This is a genomic window from Microbacterium sp. PF5, assembly GCF_004794315.1.
Taxonomy (GTDB): Bacteria; Actinomycetota; Actinomycetes; order Actinomycetales; family Microbacteriaceae; genus Microbacterium; species Microbacterium sufflavum.
In genome coordinates this window covers 1-20,575 of record NZ_SSDQ01000081.1, presented here as the reverse complement: position 1 = coordinate 20,575, position 20,575 = coordinate 1, and the positions used below count along the sequence as shown (strand labels likewise).

Sequence of the window (20,575 nt, the reverse complement as noted above, 5' to 3'; positions counted from 1 at the left end):
CTCGCCGCGCCGTCGGCCGGCGGAGCGGACGGCGCCGCCGCGTGCGTGCTGGCCCTGCTCGGCGGGCTCCTCCTGCTCCTGCGCCACCGGGAGTCCCCGGCCCTCGCGGCACCGGCGGCCACGGTCGTCCTCCGCGCGCGCGGCACCCTGCCGATCCCGCGACCTCCGTCTCTTCACGTGCTCTGCATCAGTCGGACCTGAGGCGCCGTCGTGCGCCCGGGGCGACCGCGACCGCGTTCGCCCATCCGATCGAGAAGACCGAGAAGAGAGACCCATGAAGAATCGAACCACACGTACCGCGGCCGCCCTCGTGATCGCGGGGTCGCTCGCGCTCGCCGGCTGCGCGTCGAGCGAGCCTGCGGGCCCCGCCGACCACTCCGGCATGGACCACTCCCCGAGTGACGCCCCGGCCGCCGGGGCGAACGACGCGGATGCGATGTTCGCGTCGATGATGATCGTGCACCACCAGCAGGCGGTCGAGATGTCCGACATCGTGCTCGCGAAGGACGGCGTCGACCCGCGCGTGGTCGACCTCGCCGAACGCATCACGGCCGCGCAGGGGCCCGAGATCGAGCAGCTGCAGGGCTGGCTCGACGACTGGGGTGTCGACGCGGCCGACGCCGGCGCCATGGACCACGGCGACGGCATGATGAGCGACGACGACCTCGCCGCGCTCGAGGCCGCGACCGGGCCCGAGGCGTCGCGGCTGTTCCTGGAGCAGATGATCGTGCACCACGAGGGCGCGGTGGAGATGGCGGAGGTGCAGCTCGCGGACGGCGAGAACGCCGATGCCGTGGCGCTCGCGCAGGACATCGTCGACGCCCAGACGGCCGAGATCGCGGAGATGAAGGACATCCTCGCGAGCCTCTGACGCCGAGAGCCCCGCGTCGCCCTCGCGCGGCGCGGGGCTCACCCCTTCCCCCGCCGCCGGACATCGCCGCGAGGGCTATCGCTGATCCGGGCGCGGCGGAGTCCGCTCGGCCCTCCCGACGCGGCGCGCCACACGTCGCAGCGGGTGCGCGAGCCGCTGCCACAGCGTGGGGGCGGGGGTGTCGTCGGGAGCGGGCGGCGGAGCCACCGCGAACTGCACGAACTCCTCGGCGCCGTGGTGCACCACGCGGTACAGGGCCGTGCCGATCAGCACGCCCAGCGCGATCGACATGACCGACACGAGGGCGGCGGCGAAGTCGGCCAGGCCGTTGTCGGTCGCGAACGCCTCGGTCAGTCCGACCAGTCCGGCCGCCCCCGGCACGAGCAGCCAGAACGCCGGCAGGAACGTCAGCTGCGAGGGCGCCCCGTGCCGCAGCCCCGCGATCCAGAACACCACCGGGGTCACCGCGAGCGCGCCGACGAAGCCGCCCACGGCCGGATCGATGAACTCGGTGCCCGCCCACTGGCCCACGTAGGCGACCACGAGCGCGAGCAGCACCCATCCGAAGGTCGACGGCGGCGCCGAGAAATGGAGGTAGTTGCCCAGCGCGAACACGAGGATCCCCAGCAGCGGCACCCACCACGGCAGGAACGAGGAGGCGTCGAGCGGCTCGTACGAGTCGGACGACACCCCCACCACGGCACCCGCGGCGAGGATGCCGAACGCCAGCAGTGCGAGCTGCACGAACCCGTAGACCAGCCGCGACGCCCCGGAGATCATCTGGCCGGCGGCGAGCTCGACCGTCGCGGTGGTCAGCACCCCGCCCGGAAGGAACGTGACCAGCGGGGCGATCAGCACGCGGATCGGGTCGCCGACCTCCACGGCCTCCGCGAGCAGGAACACCGCGGTCGCGCACACGAACGCCGCCGCGATCGGCATGATGAGCTGCAGCGTGGGCGAGCGCACGAGCTTGAGCAGCCCGATCCCGAAACCGAGCACGAACGCGACGGTCGCGCCCTGCCAGGTGGGGGCGAGCAGCAGGGCGAGCCCGGTGGTGAGGATCGCGTGCCCGAGCGTGCGCGTGAACCAGCCGAGGCGCGGTCGCATCGCGCCGATCTCGTTGAGCCGCCGGATGCCGTCGCGCGGCGCGACCGCGCCGGTGCGGGCCTGCGCGATCAGCTCGTACAGTGCCGCGATCTGGTCGAAGCGGAACGACGCGTTGGTCGCGGAACGGATGGCGACGCGCTCCTCCTCCTCGTCGCCCGTCTCCACGATGATGATCGTCGGCAGCACCACGAAGTCGGTGTCGTCGCCGCCGGACGCGCGCGCCACCTCGGCGATCGTGTCGCGGATGCGGTCGACCGACTCCGCCGAGGCGTTCATCCCCTGCGCCAGCCCGAGCAGGAACTGGCGCAGCGCCGACCGGTCGACGACGTCGGTCATGTCACCCCACCGCGGTCATGTCACGCGAACAGGAACGACAGGGCGACGCCGACCACGATCGCGGTGCCGACGTAGACCAGGTTCGGCAGCTGGAACGAGTGGTCGACCACGAACTTGCCCATCTTGGTCGTGCCGGTCTGGTCGAACGCGACCGTGGCGACCTGGCTGCCGTTGGCGGGCAGCGTGTAGATGCCCATGGTCGCCGGCCACAGGCCCACCAGCAGCGGGGCGGGCAGCCCGATCGTGATGCCGATCGGCACGATCGCGTTCGTCGCGCTCGACTGGCTCGTGGTGAGCATCGCGACCGCGAACAGCGCCAGCGCGAACAGCAGCGCGCCCAGGAACGCCGACGACCCCGACACCACGGAGCCGAGTCCGTCGACGATGAGCGTCTGGTTCGCGGCGACGAAGGTGTTCGCCAGCCACGCGATGCCGAACAGGGCGATGGCACCGACGATGCCGGCGGGGAACGTGGGCTGCTTGGGCACGTCGGCCGCCTTCACCTTGCAGAACACGAAGATGAGGGCGGCGATGATGCCCATGGTGACCTCGATGATGACGGTCACGCTCAGACGCACGGGGTCGCCACCGTCATCGGTGCCGATCACCGGTCGCAGATTCTCGAACAGGCCGAAGAACACGATCACCGCGACGCCCGCGAGGAACAGCGATGCGGAGAGCACCGCGGTCTTCGGCAGCGTCTTCTCGTGCGCGTCGACGACCGGCGGCTTGATCTGCCCGTCCGCCAGGCGCTTCTGGTACTCCGGGTCGTCCTCCAGGTCCTTGCCGTGGCGCATCATCACGAGCGCGGCGACGAGGAGTCCCGCGATGGAGGCCGGCCACATGATGAGCAGCAGCCCGCCGAGGTCCACGCCCTGCGGCGCGAGCAGCACCACCATCGAGGCGGTCGCAGCCGACACGGGGGAGCACAGGATGCCGACCTGCGAGGCCACGGCCGAGACCGCCAGCGCCCGCTCCGGACGGATCTTCTGCTGGTACGACACGTCGTAGATCACCGGCAGCAGCGGATAGAAGATGTTGCCCGTTCCCGCGCCGACCGTGAACAGGAACGACATCGCGGGGGCGAGGAACACCACCGACTTGGGGCGTTTGCGGATGACCTTCGCCGCGACGGACACCATCCAGTCGATGCCTCCGGCGGCCTGCATGGTCGAGGCGGCCGTGATCACGGTGATGACGATGAACACCGCGTCGACGGGGGCGTTGCCCGGCGCCTCGCCGAAGACGAACACCAGCACGGCGACGCCGACGAGGCCCCACACGCCCAGGCCGATCCCGCTGGTGCGGGTGCCCATGAAGATCGCCAGGACGACGACGATCAGCTGGGCGATGAGGAGGAAGACGTTGTCGTTCATGACGATGCCCCGATCATCAGGATGGCCCGGTCAGGAGGAGGGTCCGGTGGCGATGGGCCCGGTGCCGGTGAGCACCTGCACGGGCAGCTCGGTCTCGACGATCTGCCCGTCCACCGCTTCCACCCGCAGGGCGAGGGGGTCGTCGACCGGGCTGATCGCCGTCACGAACTCGGAGTTCTCGAAGTGCAGCGACTGGAGGTTGCCCACCGCGTAGCCGGTCGACAGCTCCCCGCTGAGCAGGGAGGCGTGGAACAGCGGCCGGCGCTGGTCCTCGGCGTCGTAGTGCGGGCAGAAGCTGCCGTGCAGGAAGCCCAGGCCCTCCGGCAGCACCTGCAGCGTGGGGCCGTAGCTGTCGGTCGTGCCGCCCTCGAACCAGCAGATCCCGCCCGCGCTGCCGCCGGTGAACACCACGTTCGACGCCGGGTCCTCCCACATCTCGCGCATGATCTCGTCGAGTCCCTGCCGCTTCCACACGTCGAGCATGTTGGCGGTGTTGCCGCCGCCCACGTGGATCACGTCGAAGCCCTTCACGAACCCGGCGAGGTCGTCGACCGCACGGTGGAACAGCGGCAGGTGGTGCGGCGCGCACCGGTCGGAGTCGTACGTGGAGTAGAAGCTCACGATGTAGGCGGTGTCGTCGCCCGTCGCGGTGCCGACGAACAGCACCCGCGGTCTGTCCTTGCCGGTGAGTCTCAGGATGTAGTCGTGCGTCGGATCGTTCCGGCGCTCCATCATGGCCTTCCCGGCTCCGGTTGCGACAACGTGTGACATCGGTGACCCCCCGGTTCGACGGCTGCTCTCAGGCGTCAACATAGTGGTGAGGGACCCGGCGCGTCCAGCGCTCCTCACCCGCTCGACGTGAGGGACGGTGCGGCCGTCGGCGCACGCCATAGTGGGAGGGGACGTGTCGACGACGGCGGGAGGGCCCACGGTGGCATCGAGCGAGTTCGCGGTGTGCGCGATGTCCGAGCGCCCGGCGCTGTGGACGCTGGTCTGGCATCCCGAGACCGAACGGTGGGAGGCGCGCGACGCCGCGGTCGCGCTCGACCGGCCGTTCGCGCTCGCCGCACACCCGTCCGGCTCCCTGTACGCCGCGGGCCTCACCCCCGAGGGCGCGGTGCATCGGCTCACGCGCGGGCCCGGCGACGGCGCGGCCGACTGGGTCGTGCGGCAGAGCCTCGCCCTGCCGGGGGTGGAGCTGCCGTGCCGGGTGCGGTTCGACGCGGCTTCGCGGCGCCTGCTGATCCCCGGGTACGGGAACGGGGCGCTCGGGGTGGTCGACCTCGACCGGGACGGCGGCTTCGCCGCGGCCGCCCGAGTGGTCGCGTTCACCGGCGGTGGGCCCGACCCCGAACGACAGGACGGCCCGCACGCCCACGACGCCCTCGCGCTCGCCGCCGGCATCGGCGTGACCGACCTCGGCGCGGACGTGCTGCGCATCCTCGACCCGACGACCCTCGCCGAGCGGGCGCCGCTGGAGCTCCCCGCGGGCACGGGACCCCGGCACGTGGCCGACCTCGGCGGCGGACGGGTCGCGCTCTCGGGCGAGCTGGGCTCGACGCTCGTGCTGGCCTCGGTCACCGAGCGCCGCGTGCTCGACGTGCTGCCTGCGACCGCGCACGGCTCCGGCGGGTCGAACGCGCCCAGCACGGTGGTGCACGATCCCGTGCGCGGCCTGGTGCACGTCGCGAACCGCGGCGCCGACACGATCCTGACCGCCCGGATCGACGGCGACCGCCTGGTGCGCGTGTCCGAGGTGCCCGGCGGCGGCTCCCGGCCGGAACATCTCGTGCTCACCGGCCGGCACCTGCTGGCGGTGCACTCCGCCGACGGCGCGGTCGTGGCGCTGCGCCTGCGCGACGGGGTGCCCACGGCCGAGGTCGCCGCGGAGACCCGGGTGCCCGGCGCGATCTGGATCGAGCCGCTGCCGCCGCGGAGCTGAGTCGACGTTGCGGTCAGCGCTCGGGCAGCTCGGGGCGCCAGCGGTTCCGGTGGCTCGGGCGGCTGCCCGCGGGCTCGGGGTCAGGCGGTTCCGCGCGGCGGGGTCAGGCGTTGAGGCGGGCGGCGCCGACCTGCGCTTCGAGCAGCGGCAGGGTGCGGCTGCCCGCGGGCGTCAGGCCGAGGGTGCGCGCGAGTTCGAGTGCGAGCGCCGCGTGCCCGGCCGCGTTCGGGTGGAACGGGTCGCCCATCAGGCCCCACGGCACCCCGCCGTTCCCCAGCTCGGCGTAGCGGGCGTACTGGTCGACCAGGAGCACGTCCTCCGCCGCGGCGACGCGCCGCACGGCCTCGGCGAACTCGGCGATCCGCGACCGCTCCGGGGCGTTGAGGCCGTCCACCGCGGGCGGCGTCTGCAGCACCACGACTGCGTCGAGGTCGCGCGCACGCCGCACGAACTCCCGCAGCGACTCCGCATACTCGGCGGCCGAGAGCACGGGGCGCTCGCCGCCGGTCGACACATCGTTCGTGCCGATCATGAGGGTCACCACGTCGGGGTTCCAGGAGGCGACGCGGCGGTCCCAGTCGTCGAGGATGTCGGCGATGCGGTTGCCGCTGATCGCCGAGTTGATCACGATGTCGCGCACGCGGGCGAGCTCGCCGCGGATGAGCTCGTGCAGGTGCTCGGGGTAGCTGCGTCCGCCCTGCGTGTGCACCAGCCCGTGGGTGATCGAGTCGCCCGTGATCAGCCAGTTCAGCGGCGCCGGATCGGCCAGCGCGGCGGTGAGGCGCTGGAGGTCGGCGGTGGCGGAAGCGGGGGCGGGGGATTCGGCGTTCGGCACGGCTCCGAGCCTATCGGCCGACCACGGCGACCCCGGATGCGGGAGACTGGACGGATGACCTCGTCTGCGCTCGACCGTCTCCTCGCCCGCATCGCCGACTCCGGTCTGCTCGACGACCCCGTCGCGGAGAACGGTCTGGTGTACGGCCGCGCCGGGATCGACGCGGCGGGCGCCACGGTCTCGGTGAACGTCGATCCGGAGCTCGACGAGCACGACGAGGTCGACGATGACGCGCTGGTCGCCACGCTGGAGCGCGTGCTGTCGGTGAACGAGTCGCGGTGGCGGGCGATCGTCGACGAGGTCGCGTCGGACATCGACGACGCGGTGGACGACGAACCCGTGGTCGAGCAGATCGATCTGCGCGACGACCTGGAGGCCACGTCGGTCGTGGTGTTCGCCGATGCCGTGCTGCTCGCGTTCGTCGCTCCGAAGCAGTTCCCGGAGTCGCGCATCCTGGTGCAGCTCGACGAGGAGTTGGAGGTCGACGGCGTCGAGGTGCGTGCGCTCGACGGCTCCGAGACGATGGAGTTCGACACCCTTGACGACCTCCTCGACGAGATCAGCCGCTCCGACGAGGACTGAGCGCCCTCGTCATTCCGCGTCGAGCACCTCACGGAGCGTGGCGGCGAACGCCTCGGGCTGGCCCGCATAGCCGGACTCCCCGCCCAGGAAGCCGCCGTGGTGGCTGGGGAAGACGGTCGCCTGCTGGCCCAGCCGTTCGGCCAGCGCGAGCGCGGTCCGTCCGGTGTACCCCGTCAGCGACTCCTCGCCCACCGCCACCACGATCCGCGTCGGTGCCGCCTGTAGCGCCGCGATGTCGGGCGTGTAGTCGACGACCGCCCACGACCGCTCCGACAGCAGCGGATCGTCGCGGGATCCGTCGTCGTCGGCGGGCATCCCGAAGGCGGCGGGGTCGGGCAGCGGCTGCGCGAGGAACTCCTCGGTGAACTCGCCCTCCCACGAGGTCATCGCCAGGAAGCCCGCCATGCCGGCGCCCCAGCCGCGGTCCTGATACGCGCGGGTGTAGGCGGCCCTGGCGCGGCGGGCGGCCTCGGCGTCGGGCAGCACCGCATCGATCGGCGGCTCGTGCGCGACCAGGGTGGCCACGTCGTGCGGGTGGGCGGTGACCAGGGCGAGCGCCGTCACCGCGCCGCCGCTGCTCGCGAACAGGTCGACCGGTCCGGCGCCGAGCGCCTCGATCAGCGCGTGCACGTCTTCCGCCTGCGTCTCCGGCTCGTTGGTGACGCCCCCGTCGTGCCGCACGCTGCGCCCCAGGCCGCGCGGGTCGTACGTGATGACGGTGCGGTCGGGGAAGAGCGCCACCTGGGCCTGGAACCCGCTGGCGTCCATCGGCTGGCCGATCATGACCAGCGGACGCCGCCCGTCGGCCGTGGGCAACGGGCCGTGCACGTCGTACACGAGATCCACGTCGGGCAGTTCCAGGGTGTGCTGCGTCATGTCGATCTCCTTCGCGCGTCCCCGTGGATCGTACGTGCCGTCACGGACGTTCCACCAGGGGCGGTCACAGCCACTTCTTGTACTTGAACACCCCGTACAGGCCCACCGCGAACGCCGCCATCGCTCCGATCGCCATCGGGTACCCGAACGCCCAGTGCAGCTCGGGCATCACGTCGAAGTTCATGCCGTACACCGTGCCGACGAGCGTGGGGGCGAAGATGATCGCGGCCCAGGAGGAGATCTTCTTGATTTCGTCGTTCTGCGCCAGGCCCGCCTCGGTCTGCCGCCGCGCGACCAGCGCCGAGTGCACCGTGAGGGCGTTCTCCAGGATCGCGCGGAACGAGTCCACCCGCTCGTTGACGCGGATCGTGTGGTCGAGCACGTCGCGCAGCGACCGCTGCAGCTCCTCGTCGATGCGGTACTTCTCCGACCCGCGGCGGAGCCACTCCAGCATCCCGCTGAGGGGGTGCACGGCGCGCTGGAAGTTGATCACCTCGCGGGACAGCTCGTAGATGCGGCGGGACAGTGCGCTGTCGTCCGCGCCGTCGCCGAACAGCTGGTCCTCGATCTCGTCGATGTCGTTGAGCAGACCGGCGACGATCGGCTCGTAGCCGTCGACCACCTCGTCGAGGATCGCGTACAGCACGGCCTCCGGTCCCATCGCCAGCAGCTCCGGGTTCGCCTCCATGCGGGAGCGCACGGCGGCGAGGTTGGGCGACTCGGCGTGCCGGATGGTCACCACGAAGTCGGGTCCGACGAACAGGTGCAGCTCGCCGAACTCGATCGACTCCTCCTTGTCGCGGTAGCGGGCCGGGCGCAGCACCGCGAACAGGGTGTCGCCGTAGCGCTCCACCTTCGAGCGCTGATGCCCGGAGAGCGCGTCCTCCACGGCGAGGGGATGCAGGTCGAACTCGCGCGCGACGGACTCGACCTCCGCCGGGCTGGGGCGGTAGAGGCCGATCCAGGCGATGCCGCCCGCCGCGTCGAGCATGCGGTAGGTCTCGTCCAGGTTCCTCGGGGTCTCCACGCGACGTCCGTGGACGTACACGCCGTTGTCGATGAGCGCCATGATGCGGCTCCGTTCTCGCGAGCGCACGGCAGCGGAGGCTCCGTGCGCGGATTCGTCAGGGGGCGGGAGACGCCGCCGACGGCTGCGGAACAGGACGTGCGGACGCGGACCGGGAGGTCAACGCGAGAGCGCAGGGAGTCGCGACGCAGCGAGGGCGGCGTCGTTACTATCGTCGGACATCGCCATCACCGCCTTCCGGACTCTCGGGGGTCACACGACCCGACGTGCCAGCATACTCCCGGAACCTGGACGGGGGCGCGGCAGTGGTCGATCGTCCGGACAGGGAGACACATGAACGAGTTCGCCATCGGAGACATGGTGCAGATCACCGGATCGCCCATGAGCGGCACCGTGGGCACCGTGGTGTCGTTCGATGAGAAGCGCCAGCGCTACCTCGTGCGCATTGACGCCATGACGCAGAACTACTACGCAGCCGGCGATCTGACCGTCTTCGCGCCCTGACCTGGCGACCCGGTCGCGGCGGAGCCCGATCGGGGCCGCTCGCCGCGGCCGACTACGGGACGATCGCGTCGATGTAGCCGCCGTCGACCCGCACCGCCGCGCCGGTCGTGGCCGAGGCGAGCGGCGAGGCGAGATAGGCGACCATGTTCGCGATCTCCTCCGGCTCGATCAGCCGCTGCAGCAGCGACTGCGGGCGGTGCAGGCGCATGAACTCGCGCTGCGCCTCGTCCCACGGCAGGTCCGGGTCGACGAGGGAGTACACGAAGTCCTCCACGCCGCCCGTGTGGGTGGGCCCCGCGAGCACCGAGTTCACCGTGACGCCGGTGCCCGCCGCCTCCTTCGCGAAGCCGCGCGACACCGCCAGCAGCGCCGTCTTCGACATGCCGTAGTGGATCATCTCCGCGGGGATCACGACGGCGGAGTCGCTGGCGATGTCGAGCACCCGCCCCCAGCCGCGCTGCATCATGCCCGGCAGCGTCGCCCGGATGAGTCGCACGGCGGCGAGCACGTTCACCTCGAAGTAGCGGCGCCATTCGTCGTCGGAGATGTCGAGTGCCGGGGTCGCGCCGAAGATCCCGAGGTTGTTCACCAGCACGTCCACGTCGCCCGTGGCGTCGAGCACCGCCGCGGCGCCGTCGTCGGTGGTGACGTCGCCCGGCGCGGGCACCAGGCTCCGCTCGGGATTCTCCTCCCGCAGCTCGGCGACCACCGCCGCGACCGTGTCGGCGCTGCGGCCGTTGACCGCCACGCGGGCTCCGGCGTCGGCGAGGGCCGTGGCGATGGCGCGGCCGATGCCCTGGGTGGAGCCCGTGACGAGGGCGGTCTTTCCGGTCAGGTCGATGCGCATGCTGCTCCTCCGTGTCGGTGCTGTCTGCTGCAACACCACCGCGCCTCCATCCATGCCCGCGCCCGCCATCCCGCGGGCATGGGCCGTGGTGCCGGGTGCCGCGGGCGTGAGCCGTGTGCCGGGATCGAAAAGGTGCCGGGGGCGGGCTCCGCGGGGACGGTTTCGATCCCGCGTCGAGCGGGTGGGCCCGCCGCGGTGGTGCCAGCGTCGAAAAGGTGCGTGTGCGGTGCCCTGAAGGCGCGATTCTGAGCCCGCATCGAGCGGGTGGGCGCCGGCTAGAGGTGCACGACCTCGCCGTCGCGGGCGGCGGAGGCCTGCGCGGCCTTCACGATCTCGACCGTGCGGATGCCCACCCCGGCGTCGGGCTGCGGCTGACGGCCGTCGCGCACGGCACGCACGAACTCCTCCAGCAGCAGCGCGTCGAGGTCGGCGCCGACCGGGCTCCAGGTCTCGCCGTGCGCGTCGTGCCCGGCGACGCCCTTCGCGAACGGGCTCACGGTGACGGTGCCGCGCTCGGCGACGACCTGCAGCGTGAGGCCGCCCCACGTGGCCGAGCTCATCGGCCAGCTCCAGGAGCAGTCGATCGTGGCGACCACGCCGCCCGGGTACTGGATCGTGACGAGCCCGCCCGTCTCCACCGACAGCTCGCGCTGCGCGTGCAGCACCCGGTTCGACACGGCGCGCACGGACGCCGCTCGCTCGCCGAGCAGCTCGTCGAGCAGGTCGGCGCAGTGGACGACGTGGTCGACGAGCGCGCCGCCGCCCGCGAGCTCGGGGTCGGTGAACCAGGCCCTGTCCTGCGGGAGCTTGCCGTTGTTGATGCCGGTCACGCCGAGGATGCGCCCGAGTCGTCCGCTGCGCAGTTCGGCGATCGCGTCGCGCACCGCGGGGGAGAACCGCACGGGATAGGCGACCATGAGCAGCACACCCGCGGTCTCGCACGCGTCGCGCATGGCGATCGCATCCTCGACCGTGGTGGCCAGCGGCTTCTCGCACAGCACGTTCACGCCCGCCGCCGCAGCACGCTCGACGAGGGCGCGGTGCCGGGAGTTCTCGGCCGCGATCACGACGGCGTCCGGCTTCCACGCGAAGGCCTCGTCGTACGTGTCGACGTAGGCCACGCCCAGCTCGGCGGCGAGCTCGGCGCCGCGGGGAGCGTCGTCGGGCGCGGCCGCGCCGTCGGGGTCGGTCGCGATGAGCTCGACGCCGGGCATCTCCTTCAGCGCGTGCACATAGCTGAGGGCGTGCGTGTGCGCGAAGGACAGGACGGCGATGCGCAGCGGGGCGGGGGCGGTCATCGGGTGGCCTCCTCGGTGGCGGGCGCGGCGGGATCGGGAGCGGTGGAGTCGGCCGCGGCACCCTCCCCGGGGAGGGCGACCGCGGAGCCCGAGGCGATGGAGGCGTAGGCGGCCTCGGCGACCGCGACCGCGGCGATCCCGTCGGCGGGGGCGACGCGCGCCGCACGGCCCTCGCGGATGGCGGCCACGAAGTCGGCGATCTCGGCGTAGTACGGGCTCTCCTCGGGCGACATCGGCGGCAGGTAGTCGGCGTCGCCCTCGGGCACCACGGCGTCGGTGCGGAGGGTGTGGTCCTCGGCGCTGTCGTACCGCAGACGGCCCGCCGATCCCGCGACCTCGACGCTCGTGCGGAACGGCATGCCGGGCTGCACCCAGCTCGCGTGCAGGTGACTGAGCACCCCGTTGCGGTGGGTGAGCACGACGTGCGCGGTCACGGGCGCGGGCACGCGGTCGTCCACCGTCGGCGGGTTCTGCACGGCGTAGACGCTGGCGACCGGACCGGCGAACCACAGCGCCTGGTCGATGTCGTGGATCATGAGGTCGCGGATCACGCCGCCGCCCGCCCGCTCGGAGAAGAACCACCCAGTCTGCGGCGCGGAGCCCGCACGGCTGAACCGCTGCACCGCGAGCTCGCCCACGTGCCCGGCCTCGATGCCCGCCTTGATCTGCGCGTACTCGCCCATGTACCGCACGACGTGCGCGGGGAACAGTCGGACACCGGCGCGAGCGGCGGCAGCGGTCACCTCTGCGGCGGCCTCGGCGGTCGCGGCGAGCGGCTTCTCGCAGATCACGTCGCGACCGCGGGCGATGGCGCGCAGCGCGAAGTCGGCGTGGGTGCTGCTGGGCGTGACGATGTCGACCAGGTCGACCAGTTCGATCAGCGCGTCGACGTCGGCGACCAGCTCGAAGCCGTACTCCGCGGCGATCTCCTCGGCACCGTCGAGCGAGGTCACGTAACCCCGCACGCCCAGCGCCCGCCACGCGTCGGCGTGCACGCGGGAGATGCCGCCCGCGCCGATGAGTCCGACTGTCAACGTGCTCACTGCTTCTCCTCGGTGTCGTCGCCGGTGACCGGCTCGTGCGGCAGGGGGGTGATGGGCGGGGCGGGCATGTCGTCGATGCCGGAGATCTCGGCGGGGTGCCGCTGGAACGCGTGCACGACCGCACCGTGCGCGGCGGCTTCCGCGCCCAGTCGCGCCTCGGCGACCGGCACCTGGAACGGCAGCCCGAGGTGCCCGGGGAGTGCGGCCCGCAGCGGGTCGAGCAGCTGCTCGTGCGCCGCCGAGAGTCCGCCGCCGATGACGACCATGGCGGGATCGACCGTGAGGATCAGCGTGGCGATGCCGTGCGCGAGCTCGTCGATGAACGCGTCGAGCTCCTCGCGTGCCCCGGGGTCGCCCTCCCGCGCGAGGGCGAACACCTCTGCGGCGGTGGGGGCCGTGCGCCAGGGGATCTGCCCGGTCTCGCTGTTGAGTCCGCGGAAGGCCAGGCGTCCGATGTCGCCCGCCGCGTTGTGGATGCCGCGGCGGGGGCGTCCGCCGAGGATGAGGCCCATCGCGATGCGGTTGCCGACCGACAGGTAGATCACGTCGTCGACGAGCTGCGCGACCCCGAGGTGGTGTTCCGCGACCGCGGCGAGACGCACGCCGTTGTCGACGGCGACCGGGCACCCGAACGCGTGCCGCAGCTGCGATCCGATGTCGATGCCCGACCACTCGGGGATGACGACCGAGGTGGTCACGCGGCCGGCGTCGTCGACGAGCCCGGGGAGGGAGACGCCGACGGCGCGCACCTGCGACGCGGGGATTCCGGTGTCGGCGAGGGTGCCGCGGATGTGGGAGATGACGGCGGCGAGCTTGGCGGCCCCGTCGGTCTGCGCCGAGACGCCGGGGTAGGTGCGCTGGGCGACGACCGCTCCGGCGAGGTCGGACAGCACGACCCGGACGCTCGCGACGCCGATGTCGACGCCCACGACGGTGCCGGCGGCGGCGTGGAACGCGTATCGGCGGGCGGGTCGTCCGGCCCCTCCGCCGTTCTGCGCGGGCGCGTCGACCAGCAGCCCGGAGTCGCTGAGCACGGTCACGGCGTTCTCGACCGAGGTGCGGGAGACCTCCAGCGAGCGGGACAGATCGCTCACGGTCGCCGGTCCCGTGTCGCGCAGCTGGAGGGCGCAGCGCGCCACGATCGACAGCGGACTCGTCACGCCCATGTGCGGTGCCTCCTTCGTCCCCGTCGTTGGTGCGATCAAATTAGCACACCCGGTTCTCACATCGTGTTTTGTCGTTGACGATCGAGAAACACGCTGGAAACAAGCGTCTGAGAACTTGTACTTGACGAATTATCCCAGCCCAATGTCATAATGAACCGTACTCAGCACGGTTTACGCAAAGGAGCACCATGCGCGTCAGCAAGATCACCGGCGTCGTCGCGGGAGTCGCGGCCGCCACCCTGTTGGCCGGATGTTCGGCCGGCGGAGGCACCACCGCAGAGGGCGAGCAGGACATCACGGTCTGGCTCTACCCGGTCATCGCCGACGAGGCGGTGCACAAGGACTTCTGGGACTCGACCATCGAGGCGTTCGAGAAGGAGAACGAGAACGTCAACGTCTCCTACGAGATCTTCCCGTGGGCCAACCGCGACGAGGCCCTCCAGACCGCGATCGCGGCCGGCAAGGGTCCCGACGTCGTCTACCTCATCCCCGACCAGCTCGCCGCCTACCAGAAGTCGATCGCTCCGCTGAACGACCTGCTCAGCACGGAGCGTCAGGACGACCTGCTGCCCAACGTCAAGGAGTCCGTCACCATCGGCGGCGACATCCTCGGCGCCCCCATCCTCACCAGCGCCCAGCCGCTCATCTGCAACGCCGCCGCGTTCGAGGCCGCCGGCGTGACCGAGTACCCCGAGACCTGGGACGACGTCGCCGAGATGGCACCCGCGTTCGTGGAGAAGGGCATGTACGCCCTGAACTACCCGGCGTCCGCCGAGAACACCCTCAACCTCACCTACTACCCGCTGCTGTGGCAGGCGGGCGGCGAGGTCTACACCGAGGACGGCGAGGTCGGCTTCGACAGCAAGGCCGGCGAGAAGGCGCTCACCTTCCTCACCGACCTGGCAGAGGAGGGCGCGCTCGACCCCGAGGCGCTCACCACCAACGTGCCGCTCGAGCAGACCGCGATCGCGCAGGGCAAGGTCGCCTGCACCTGGAACAACGCGGTCACCGAGGTCGCGCCGTTCTGGGGCGAGGAGAACGTGAAGGTGCTCGCGCCGCTCAGCGACAAGGAGTCCGTCGCGTACGGCACCGTCGGTTCGCTCTCGGTGCTCAAGGGCTCGAAGGCGAAGGACGCCGCCGCCGCGTTCGCCGAGTACGCCACCGGCGCCGACGTGGTCGAGCCGTACCTGACCGCCGCCGGCTACTTCTCTGCGCTCAGCACGACCGAGCCGCTGTACGCCGACGACCCGCTGCTCGGCGAGGTCGAGAAGTACGTGCCCGACACCACCGTCGGTCAGCTCGACGCCAGCTCCCGCGCCCTGATGGGCGTGCTGTCGCCCGAGATCCAGGCCGCCCTGCTCGGCCAGAAGTCGCCCGCCGACGCCCTGAAGGACGCCGCGGCCGCCGCAGCCCCGCTGCTGCAGAAGTGAGGCGACGGGGGCGTGCGGACACCCGCCGCACGCCCCCTCCTCTCCGCCCCCGACGTGAGGAAACGACAATGACGACGGCCACCACGGCACCCAAGCCCGCAGGGCGCGTCGCCCGGGTGCTCGCCCGGCGGGAAGCGCGCATAGCGTTCCTGTTCGTGCTCCCCGCCTTCCTGCTGTTCATCGCCTTCCGCTTCGGCCCGAGCATCGCGGGCGTGGCGCTGAGCTTCTTCGACTACGACATCTCCGGCGAGATCGCGTGGCGCGGACTCGACCACTTCCAGCGCCTGGTCGCCGATCCGCTGTTCTGGCGGGCGCTGGGCACCACCGTCATCTACACGGTGCTGGCGGTGCCGATCGCGCTCGTGCTGTCGACCGTGATGGCCCTCGGCGTGCGACGGGCCTTCCGCGGCGCCCGCTTCTTCCGGTCGATCTTCTTCCTGCCCGTCATCACCTCGCTGGTGCTCGCCGGCTCGATCTTCGTGTGGATCTTCTCGGCGAACGGCCCCTGGTCGGCCCTGATGGCCCCGCTCGGGCTGGGCGGCTCGTGGCTCGGCAGCACCGTGCTCGTGATCCCCGCGATCGTCGTGGTGGGCGTGTGGTCGCGGTTCGGCTACGGGATGATGATCCTCATCGCGGCGCTGCAGGACGTGCCGCGCGAGCTGGAGGAGGCCGCGCTGGTCGACGGCGCGAACGCCTGGCAGCGGTTCCGGTGGATCATCCTCCCGCACCTGCGCCCCACGTTCTTCTTCCTCGCGGTGATCGAGACCACCGCGGCCTTCCAGGTGTTCGACGTGATCTACGTGATGACCCAGGGTGGTCCGGCGAACGCCAGCTACTCGCTCGTCTACCTGCTGTACGACCAGGGCTTCCGCTACTTCGACTACGGCTACGCGGCCGCCGTCGGCGTCGCCCTGTTCGTCATGACCCTCGTGGTCGCCCTCATCCAGCGCCTCGTGATCGGAAAGCAGAAATGACCGCTCTCCTGCAGCCCCCGACGCAGACCGCCGCGCCGACCCCGCAGCCCGCGCCCCGCAAGCGCCGCTCGTTCCGCGCGCTGGAGCCCACCGGCTGGGGCGTGGTCGTGCGGTGGATCTGGCTGAGCCTCGCGGGCATCCTCAGCTTCTTCCCGTTCTATGCGATGGTCGTGCTGAGCCTGAAGCCCGGCATGGTCGTCGAGCTGCCCGGCTCGCTGCTGCCCTGGACGGACATCTCGTTCGACTCCTACGCGCAGGTGCTCGGCGGTCAGAACATCCTCGGCTGGCTGTTCAACACGCTCGTCTACTCGCTCGTGTCGGTCGTGGCCGTGCTGTTCCTCTCCGCGCTCGCCGGATACGCCTTCGCCAAGAAGCGCTTCCGCGGCAAGGAGGTCATGTTCTGGTCGTTCCTGGCGATGGTCATGGTGCCGTTCCACGTGACGCTGATCCCGACGTTCATCCTGATGGCGAACCTCGGCGGCATCGACACTTACTGGGGCCTGATCCTGCCGACGCTCGCGAACGCGCAGGCCGTGTTCCTGATGCGGCAGTTCATCCAGGGGCTGCCCGACGAGCTGTTCGAGGCGGCACGGATCGACGGTGCGGGGGAGTTCCGCATCTTCCTGCGGATCGTGCTGCCGCTGTGCAAGCCGATCCTCGCCACCCTCGGCATCTTCGTGTTCCTGTGGCACTGGAACGACTTCCTGTGGCCGCTCATCATCGCCAAGTCGAACTCGATGTTCACCCTCACCGTGGGCATCTCGTCGCTGCAGCAGCAGAACGTGCCGCTCAGCACCATGCTCGCCGGCTCCGTCGTGGCGCTGCTGCCCATCTTCCTCGCGTACCTGATCGCCCAGCGGTACGTGCAGGAGGGCGTGACCGGCACCGGGATCAAGGGCTGAGAAGAAGGGAAAGCACCACATGACTCAGCACAGCTTCGCCTCCGAGGCCGAGCTCGAAGAGGCCCTGGCCACGCCGAGCGACGCGCTCGTGGCCGACCTGGCACGCGGATCGGGCGACCTCGTGATCCTCGGCGCCGGCGGCAAGATGGGCCCGACGCTCGCGATGCTCGCGCGCCGCGGGATGGACGCGGCCGGCCGGAAGGGCGACGCCGTGTACGCGGTCTCGCGCTTCGGCGACGCCGCGATCCGCGAGCGCCTGGAGGCCGCGGGCGTGACCGTCGTGCCGTTCGACCTGATCGAGAACGACGACTTCTCCGCCCTTCCCGACGCCCCCCACGTGGTGTTCATGGTCGGCGCGAAGTTCGGTGCGGCGACCAACGCGTCGTGGGCTTGGGAGGTCAACGCCGCCCTGCCCGACCGGGTGGCCCGCCGCTACCGCGACAGCGCGATCGCCGTGCTGTCCACCGGCAACGTGTACCCGTTCGTGCCCGCGTCGTCGGGCGGCGCGTCGGAGGACGTGACCCCGGCGCCGATCGGCGAGTACGCCCAGTCGTGCCTCGGACGGGAGCGGGTGTTCGAGTTCGGTGCGCAGGAGCGCGGCACGAAGGTCGCCATCATCCGCCTGAACTACGCGGTCGACCTGCGCTACGGGGTGCTGGCCGACATCGGCACGGCCGTGCACGCGGGCGAGCCCGTGTCGGTCGCCACCGCCAACGTCAACGTGATCTGGCAGGGCTACGCGAACGAGGTGGTGCTGCGCAGCCTCGTGCACGCGTCGACCGATCCGTTCGTCATCAACCTCACCGGGCCGGAGCTGCTGAGCGTGGAGTCGGTCGCCCGCGGCTTCGGCACCCTGTTCGACCGCGAGGTCACGATCGTCGAGGAGCCGCAGCCGACCGCGCTGCTCAGCGACGCCCGCCGCTGCATGGCCCTGTTCGGCTACCCGTCCGTGTCGGCCGAGGAGCTGATCCGCATGCAGGCCTCCTGGATCGACGCGGGCCTGCCGATGATCGCCAAGCCCACCAAGTGGGCCGTGCGGGACGGGAAGTTCTGATGTCGTCGTCGTCCGCGGACACCGCGACCGTGCCGGTGCTGCGACCCGAGGCCGCGGCCACGCTCGCGCGCGGTGCCGTGATCCCCGCGCACCCGCTCGCCCTGACGGCCGACCGCACGCTCGACGAACGCCGCCAGCGCGCCCTCACGCGCTACTACCTCGACGCGGGTGCCGGTGGTGTCGCGGTGGGGGTGCACACGACCCAGTTCGAGATCCGCGACCCGGAGCACGCCCTGTTCGAGCCCGTGCTCGCGCTCGCCGCGGAGGAGCTCGACGCCCGCGCGGGTGCCGAGGTCGTGCGCATCGCCGGTGTGGCGGGCGGCACGGCGCAGGCGGTGGCCGAGGCCGAGCTCGCGCGCGGGCTGGGGTACGACGCCGTGCTGGTGAGTCCCCGCGTCGCGGGCGCCGACGAGCGTGCCCTGCTCGAACGCGCCCGCGCCGTCGGCGAGGTGCTGCCCGTGGTGGGCTTCTACCTGCAGACCGCGATCGGCGGGCCCGTGCTCGGCCGTGACTTCTGGCGCGAGTTCGCGTCGATCCCCTCCGTGGTCGCGGTGAAGGCCGCGCCGTTCGACCGCTACCGCACGCTGGAGCTGGTGCGTGGGGTGGCGGCGTCCGGTCGCGCCGACGACATCGCCCTGTACACCGGAAACGACGACGCGATCGTCGCCGACCTGCTGTCCGAGTTCCACGTGGACTCGCCGTCCGGCCCGCGCACGCTGCGCTTCGTCGGCGGGCTGCTCGGCCAGTGGGCCGTGGGCACGCGGGCGGCCGTCGCGCTGCTGGAGCGGGCGCGGCAGGCGATGGACGGCGACGCCGAGGCGTACCGCGAGCTGGGGCTGCTGGCCTCCGACATGGTCGATGTGAACCAGGCGGTTTTCGACCCGGGCAACGACTTCCACGGCGTGATCGCGGGTGTGCACGAGATGCTGCGCCAGCAGGGCCTGCTCGAGGGAACGTGGTGCCTCGATCCGGCCGAGGGGCTCTCGCCAGGGCAGGCGGAGGAGATCGCCCGGGTGCGCCGCGCCTACCCGGCTTTGAACGACGACGCGTTCATCGCCGCGCACCTCGAGGACTGGCTGCGATGAGCGCCGCGGCGCCCGCGGTCGTCGTGGCGGCGGTTCCGGAGGCGCTGTCGGCGGAGTTCTTCGCGCCCGCCGACCTCGAGCGCCTGCACCGTGCCGCGGCCGCCGCGGGCGGGAGGTTCGTGCGGGTCGAGTCGCTCGACGACCTCGACCCCGCCGAGCTGCGCGGGGCACGGGTCGTGATCACGAGCTGGGGTGCCCCGCCGTTCGACCCCGCCCTGCTCGCGCGCCTTCCGGCGCTGGAGCTCGTGGCGCACACGGGCGCGTCCGTCAAGGCGTTCGCGACCGGGGAGCTGTTCGACCGGGGCGTCGCGGTGACCCAGGCGGGCGACGCCATGGCCCGCCCGGTCGCCGAGGTGTCGCTCGCCTTCACGCTCGCGCTGCTGCACCGGCTGCCCGAGCTGTCGCACGGGGTGCGCGCGGGCGGCTGGTACGACGCGGCCGCGGTGGGCACGCAGCACGAGATCCTCGGGGCGCCCATCGCGGTGATCGGCGCGTCGCGGACGGGTCGTGCGTACCTGCCGCTGATCTCGGCGCTGGGCGCGGAGCCGCTGCTGGTGGATCCCACGATCGACGCCGCCGCGGCCGCCGCCCTCGGTGCGGAGCTGGTGCCGCTGGACGAGGCGCTTCGTCGCGCCCGCATCGTCGCGGTGCACGCGCCGACGCTGCCCGAGACGCATCACCTCCTCGGTCGGCGGGAGCTCGCGCTGATGCCCGACGGCGCGGGGCTGGTGAACACGGCCCGCTCGTGGCTGGTGGACGAGGCCGCGCTCATCGACGAGGTGCGCACGGGCCGCCTGAGCGCCGCGGTGGACGTGTTCGACGAGGAGCCGTTCGGCGCCGACAGCCCGTTCCGCACCCTCCCCGGGGTGCTCGTGACGCCGCATCGCGCCGCCGGCACCCACGAGGGGCGGCTGCGGCAGGGCCGGATCGTGGCGGACGAGGTCGCGGCGTTCTTCGAGGGCCGACCGCTCGCCCACACGGTGGATCGCGCCGCGCTGGCGTGGATGGCATGACCGCGGTGATCGCGCGCGGGGACGACCCCGCCGGCTGACGCGGGGTGGATCGTCCGGGCGGGAGCCCGGGGTGCTGGGGTCGGGGGACTCGAGGGAGGACGCGGCTCGGCCGGACGGCCGGACGCCTGACCGCGGCGACGACGCCGCAAGGAGGATGAGCATGACCCAGCAGGAGATGACCGAGACCGCCGCGCTGCGCAGCAGGCGCATGCTGCTCGCCGGGTTCGGTGCCGCCGCGCTCGGCGGTGTCGCGGCGGCGGAACCCGGGATCACGCGGCGTCACCGGCTCTCCGTCGATGCGGACACG

At 72.0% G+C, this 20,575-nt stretch carries 20 protein-coding genes and 1 pseudogene; 11 read left to right on the top strand and 10 right to left on the bottom strand.

The genetic code is table 11. From position 1 onward, the window contains the following. Together DW297_RS18845 and DW297_RS06335 are read left to right on the top strand one after the other, a co-directional pair. Positions 1–201, top strand: a pseudogene (locus tag DW297_RS18845) (DUF6153 family protein); the annotation flags it as partial. Positions 202–274: 73 nt separating this feature from the next. After that, entirely contained in the window at positions 275–871 is a 597-nt protein-coding gene (locus DW297_RS06335; RefSeq protein ID WP_136030517.1) for a DUF305 domain-containing protein, read from the top strand. Between the two features lie 75 nt (positions 872–946). Here DW297_RS06335 and DW297_RS06330 read toward each other — a convergent pair whose 3' ends face one another. From DW297_RS06330 to DW297_RS06320, 3 genes are read right to left on the bottom strand one after another with little or no spacing between them, the layout of a single operon-like run. After that, positions 947–2,314: a threonine/serine ThrE exporter family protein gene (locus tag DW297_RS06330; RefSeq protein ID WP_136030515.1), complete on the bottom strand. Its 1,368-nt coding sequence runs from the start codon at positions 2,312–2,314 to the stop codon at positions 947–949. A gap of 20 nt (positions 2,315–2,334) precedes the next feature. Further along, positions 2,335–3,690: an anaerobic C4-dicarboxylate transporter family protein gene (locus DW297_RS06325; protein ID WP_136030513.1), complete on the bottom strand. Its 1,356-nt coding sequence runs from the start codon at positions 3,688–3,690 to the stop codon at positions 2,335–2,337. A 30-nt stretch (positions 3,691–3,720) separates the two neighbouring features. Beyond that, positions 3,721–4,461: a Type 1 glutamine amidotransferase-like domain-containing protein gene (locus DW297_RS06320; RefSeq protein WP_136030511.1), complete on the bottom strand. Its 741-nt coding sequence runs from the start codon at positions 4,459–4,461 to the stop codon at positions 3,721–3,723. A 133-nt stretch (positions 4,462–4,594) separates the two neighbouring features. On the opposite strand from DW297_RS06320, the gene DW297_RS06315 reads away from it, so the two are divergent. Beyond that, on the top strand, positions 4,595–5,632 hold the full coding sequence (locus tag DW297_RS06315; RefSeq protein WP_136030509.1) for a lactonase family protein: 1,038 nt from the start codon (positions 4,595–4,597) through the stop codon (positions 5,630–5,632). Between the two features lie 103 nt (positions 5,633–5,735). On the opposite strand, the gene DW297_RS06310 is transcribed toward DW297_RS06315, so the two are convergent. Continuing rightward, positions 5,736–6,467, bottom strand: a complete 732-nt coding sequence (locus tag DW297_RS06310; RefSeq protein ID WP_136030507.1) for an SGNH/GDSL hydrolase family protein — start codon at positions 6,465–6,467, stop codon at positions 5,736–5,738. Between the two features lie 54 nt (positions 6,468–6,521). Here DW297_RS06310 and DW297_RS06305 point away from each other — a divergent pair, with 54 nt between their 5' ends. Continuing rightward, a complete protein-coding gene (locus tag DW297_RS06305; RefSeq protein ID WP_136030505.1) occupies positions 6,522–7,049 on the top strand; it encodes a cytochrome C5 in 528 nt (175 codons plus the stop codon). A gap of 9 nt (positions 7,050–7,058) precedes the next feature. On the opposite strand, the gene DW297_RS06300 is transcribed toward DW297_RS06305, so the two are convergent. After that, complete coding sequence (locus DW297_RS06300) at positions 7,059–7,925, bottom strand: alpha/beta fold hydrolase (RefSeq protein ID WP_136030503.1); 867 nt, start codon at positions 7,923–7,925, stop codon at positions 7,059–7,061. 64 nt (positions 7,926–7,989) lie between these two features. Beyond that, positions 7,990–8,994, bottom strand: coding sequence for a magnesium and cobalt transport protein CorA (locus tag DW297_RS06295; RefSeq protein ID WP_136030501.1), 1,005 nt, complete (start codon positions 8,992–8,994; stop codon positions 7,990–7,992). A gap of 291 nt (positions 8,995–9,285) precedes the next feature. Here DW297_RS06295 and DW297_RS18840 point away from each other — a divergent pair, with 291 nt between their 5' ends. Further along, positions 9,286–9,456, top strand: a complete 171-nt coding sequence (locus DW297_RS18840; RefSeq protein WP_168442809.1) for a hypothetical protein — start codon at positions 9,286–9,288, stop codon at positions 9,454–9,456. A gap of 52 nt (positions 9,457–9,508) precedes the next feature. Here DW297_RS18840 and DW297_RS06290 read toward each other — a convergent pair whose 3' ends face one another. From DW297_RS06290 to DW297_RS06275, 4 genes are all read right to left on the bottom strand, one after another. Continuing rightward, positions 9,509–10,303 carry an SDR family NAD(P)-dependent oxidoreductase gene (locus tag DW297_RS06290; RefSeq protein WP_136030499.1) on the bottom strand — a complete coding sequence of 265 codons (795 nt, stop codon included), beginning with the start codon at positions 10,301–10,303 and terminating at the stop codon, positions 9,509–9,511. 275 nt (positions 10,304–10,578) lie between these two features. Then, positions 10,579–11,601 (bottom strand): Gfo/Idh/MocA family protein, encoded by a 1,023-nt coding sequence (locus DW297_RS06285; RefSeq protein ID WP_136030497.1) that lies wholly within the window; start codon positions 11,599–11,601, stop codon positions 10,579–10,581. Continuing rightward, on the bottom strand, positions 11,598–12,644 hold the full coding sequence (locus tag DW297_RS06280) for a Gfo/Idh/MocA family protein (protein ID WP_136030495.1): 1,047 nt from the start codon (positions 12,642–12,644) through the stop codon (positions 11,598–11,600). The genes DW297_RS06285 and DW297_RS06280 overlap by 4 nt, the downstream gene beginning before the upstream one ends. After that, positions 12,641–13,810, bottom strand: coding sequence for an ROK family transcriptional regulator (locus DW297_RS06275; protein WP_136030493.1), 1,170 nt, complete (start codon positions 13,808–13,810; stop codon positions 12,641–12,643). Before DW297_RS06275 ends, DW297_RS06280 begins: the two co-directional genes overlap by 4 nt. A 188-nt stretch (positions 13,811–13,998) precedes the next feature. Here DW297_RS06275 and DW297_RS06270 point away from each other — a divergent pair, with 188 nt between their 5' ends. The 6 genes from DW297_RS06270 (at position 13,999) to DW297_RS06245 (ending at position 20,268) form a co-directional block, all read left to right on the top strand. Continuing rightward, positions 13,999–15,240 carry an ABC transporter substrate-binding protein gene (locus tag DW297_RS06270; protein WP_136030491.1) on the top strand — a complete coding sequence of 414 codons (1,242 nt, stop codon included), beginning with the start codon at positions 13,999–14,001 and terminating at the stop codon, positions 15,238–15,240. A 68-nt stretch (positions 15,241–15,308) separates the two neighbouring features. Beyond that, a complete protein-coding gene (locus tag DW297_RS06265) occupies positions 15,309–16,214 on the top strand; it encodes a carbohydrate ABC transporter permease (protein ID WP_136030489.1) in 906 nt (301 codons plus the stop codon). Further along, a complete protein-coding gene (locus DW297_RS06260; RefSeq protein WP_136030487.1) occupies positions 16,211–17,116 on the top strand; it encodes a carbohydrate ABC transporter permease in 906 nt (301 codons plus the stop codon). The genes DW297_RS06265 and DW297_RS06260 overlap by 4 nt, the downstream gene beginning before the upstream one ends. 19 nt (positions 17,117–17,135) lie before the next feature. After that, positions 17,136–18,170, top strand: a complete 1,035-nt coding sequence (locus DW297_RS06255; protein WP_136030485.1) for an NAD-dependent epimerase/dehydratase family protein — start codon at positions 17,136–17,138, stop codon at positions 18,168–18,170. Then, entirely contained in the window at positions 18,170–19,255 is a 1,086-nt protein-coding gene (locus DW297_RS06250) for a dihydrodipicolinate synthase family protein (RefSeq protein ID WP_136030483.1), read from the top strand. The genes DW297_RS06255 and DW297_RS06250 overlap by 1 nt, the downstream gene beginning before the upstream one ends. Next, positions 19,252–20,268: a hydroxyacid dehydrogenase gene (locus DW297_RS06245; protein ID WP_136030481.1), complete on the top strand. Its 1,017-nt coding sequence runs from the start codon at positions 19,252–19,254 to the stop codon at positions 20,266–20,268. The genes DW297_RS06250 and DW297_RS06245 overlap by 4 nt, the downstream gene beginning before the upstream one ends. Positions 20,269–20,575 lie beyond the last annotated feature (307 nt).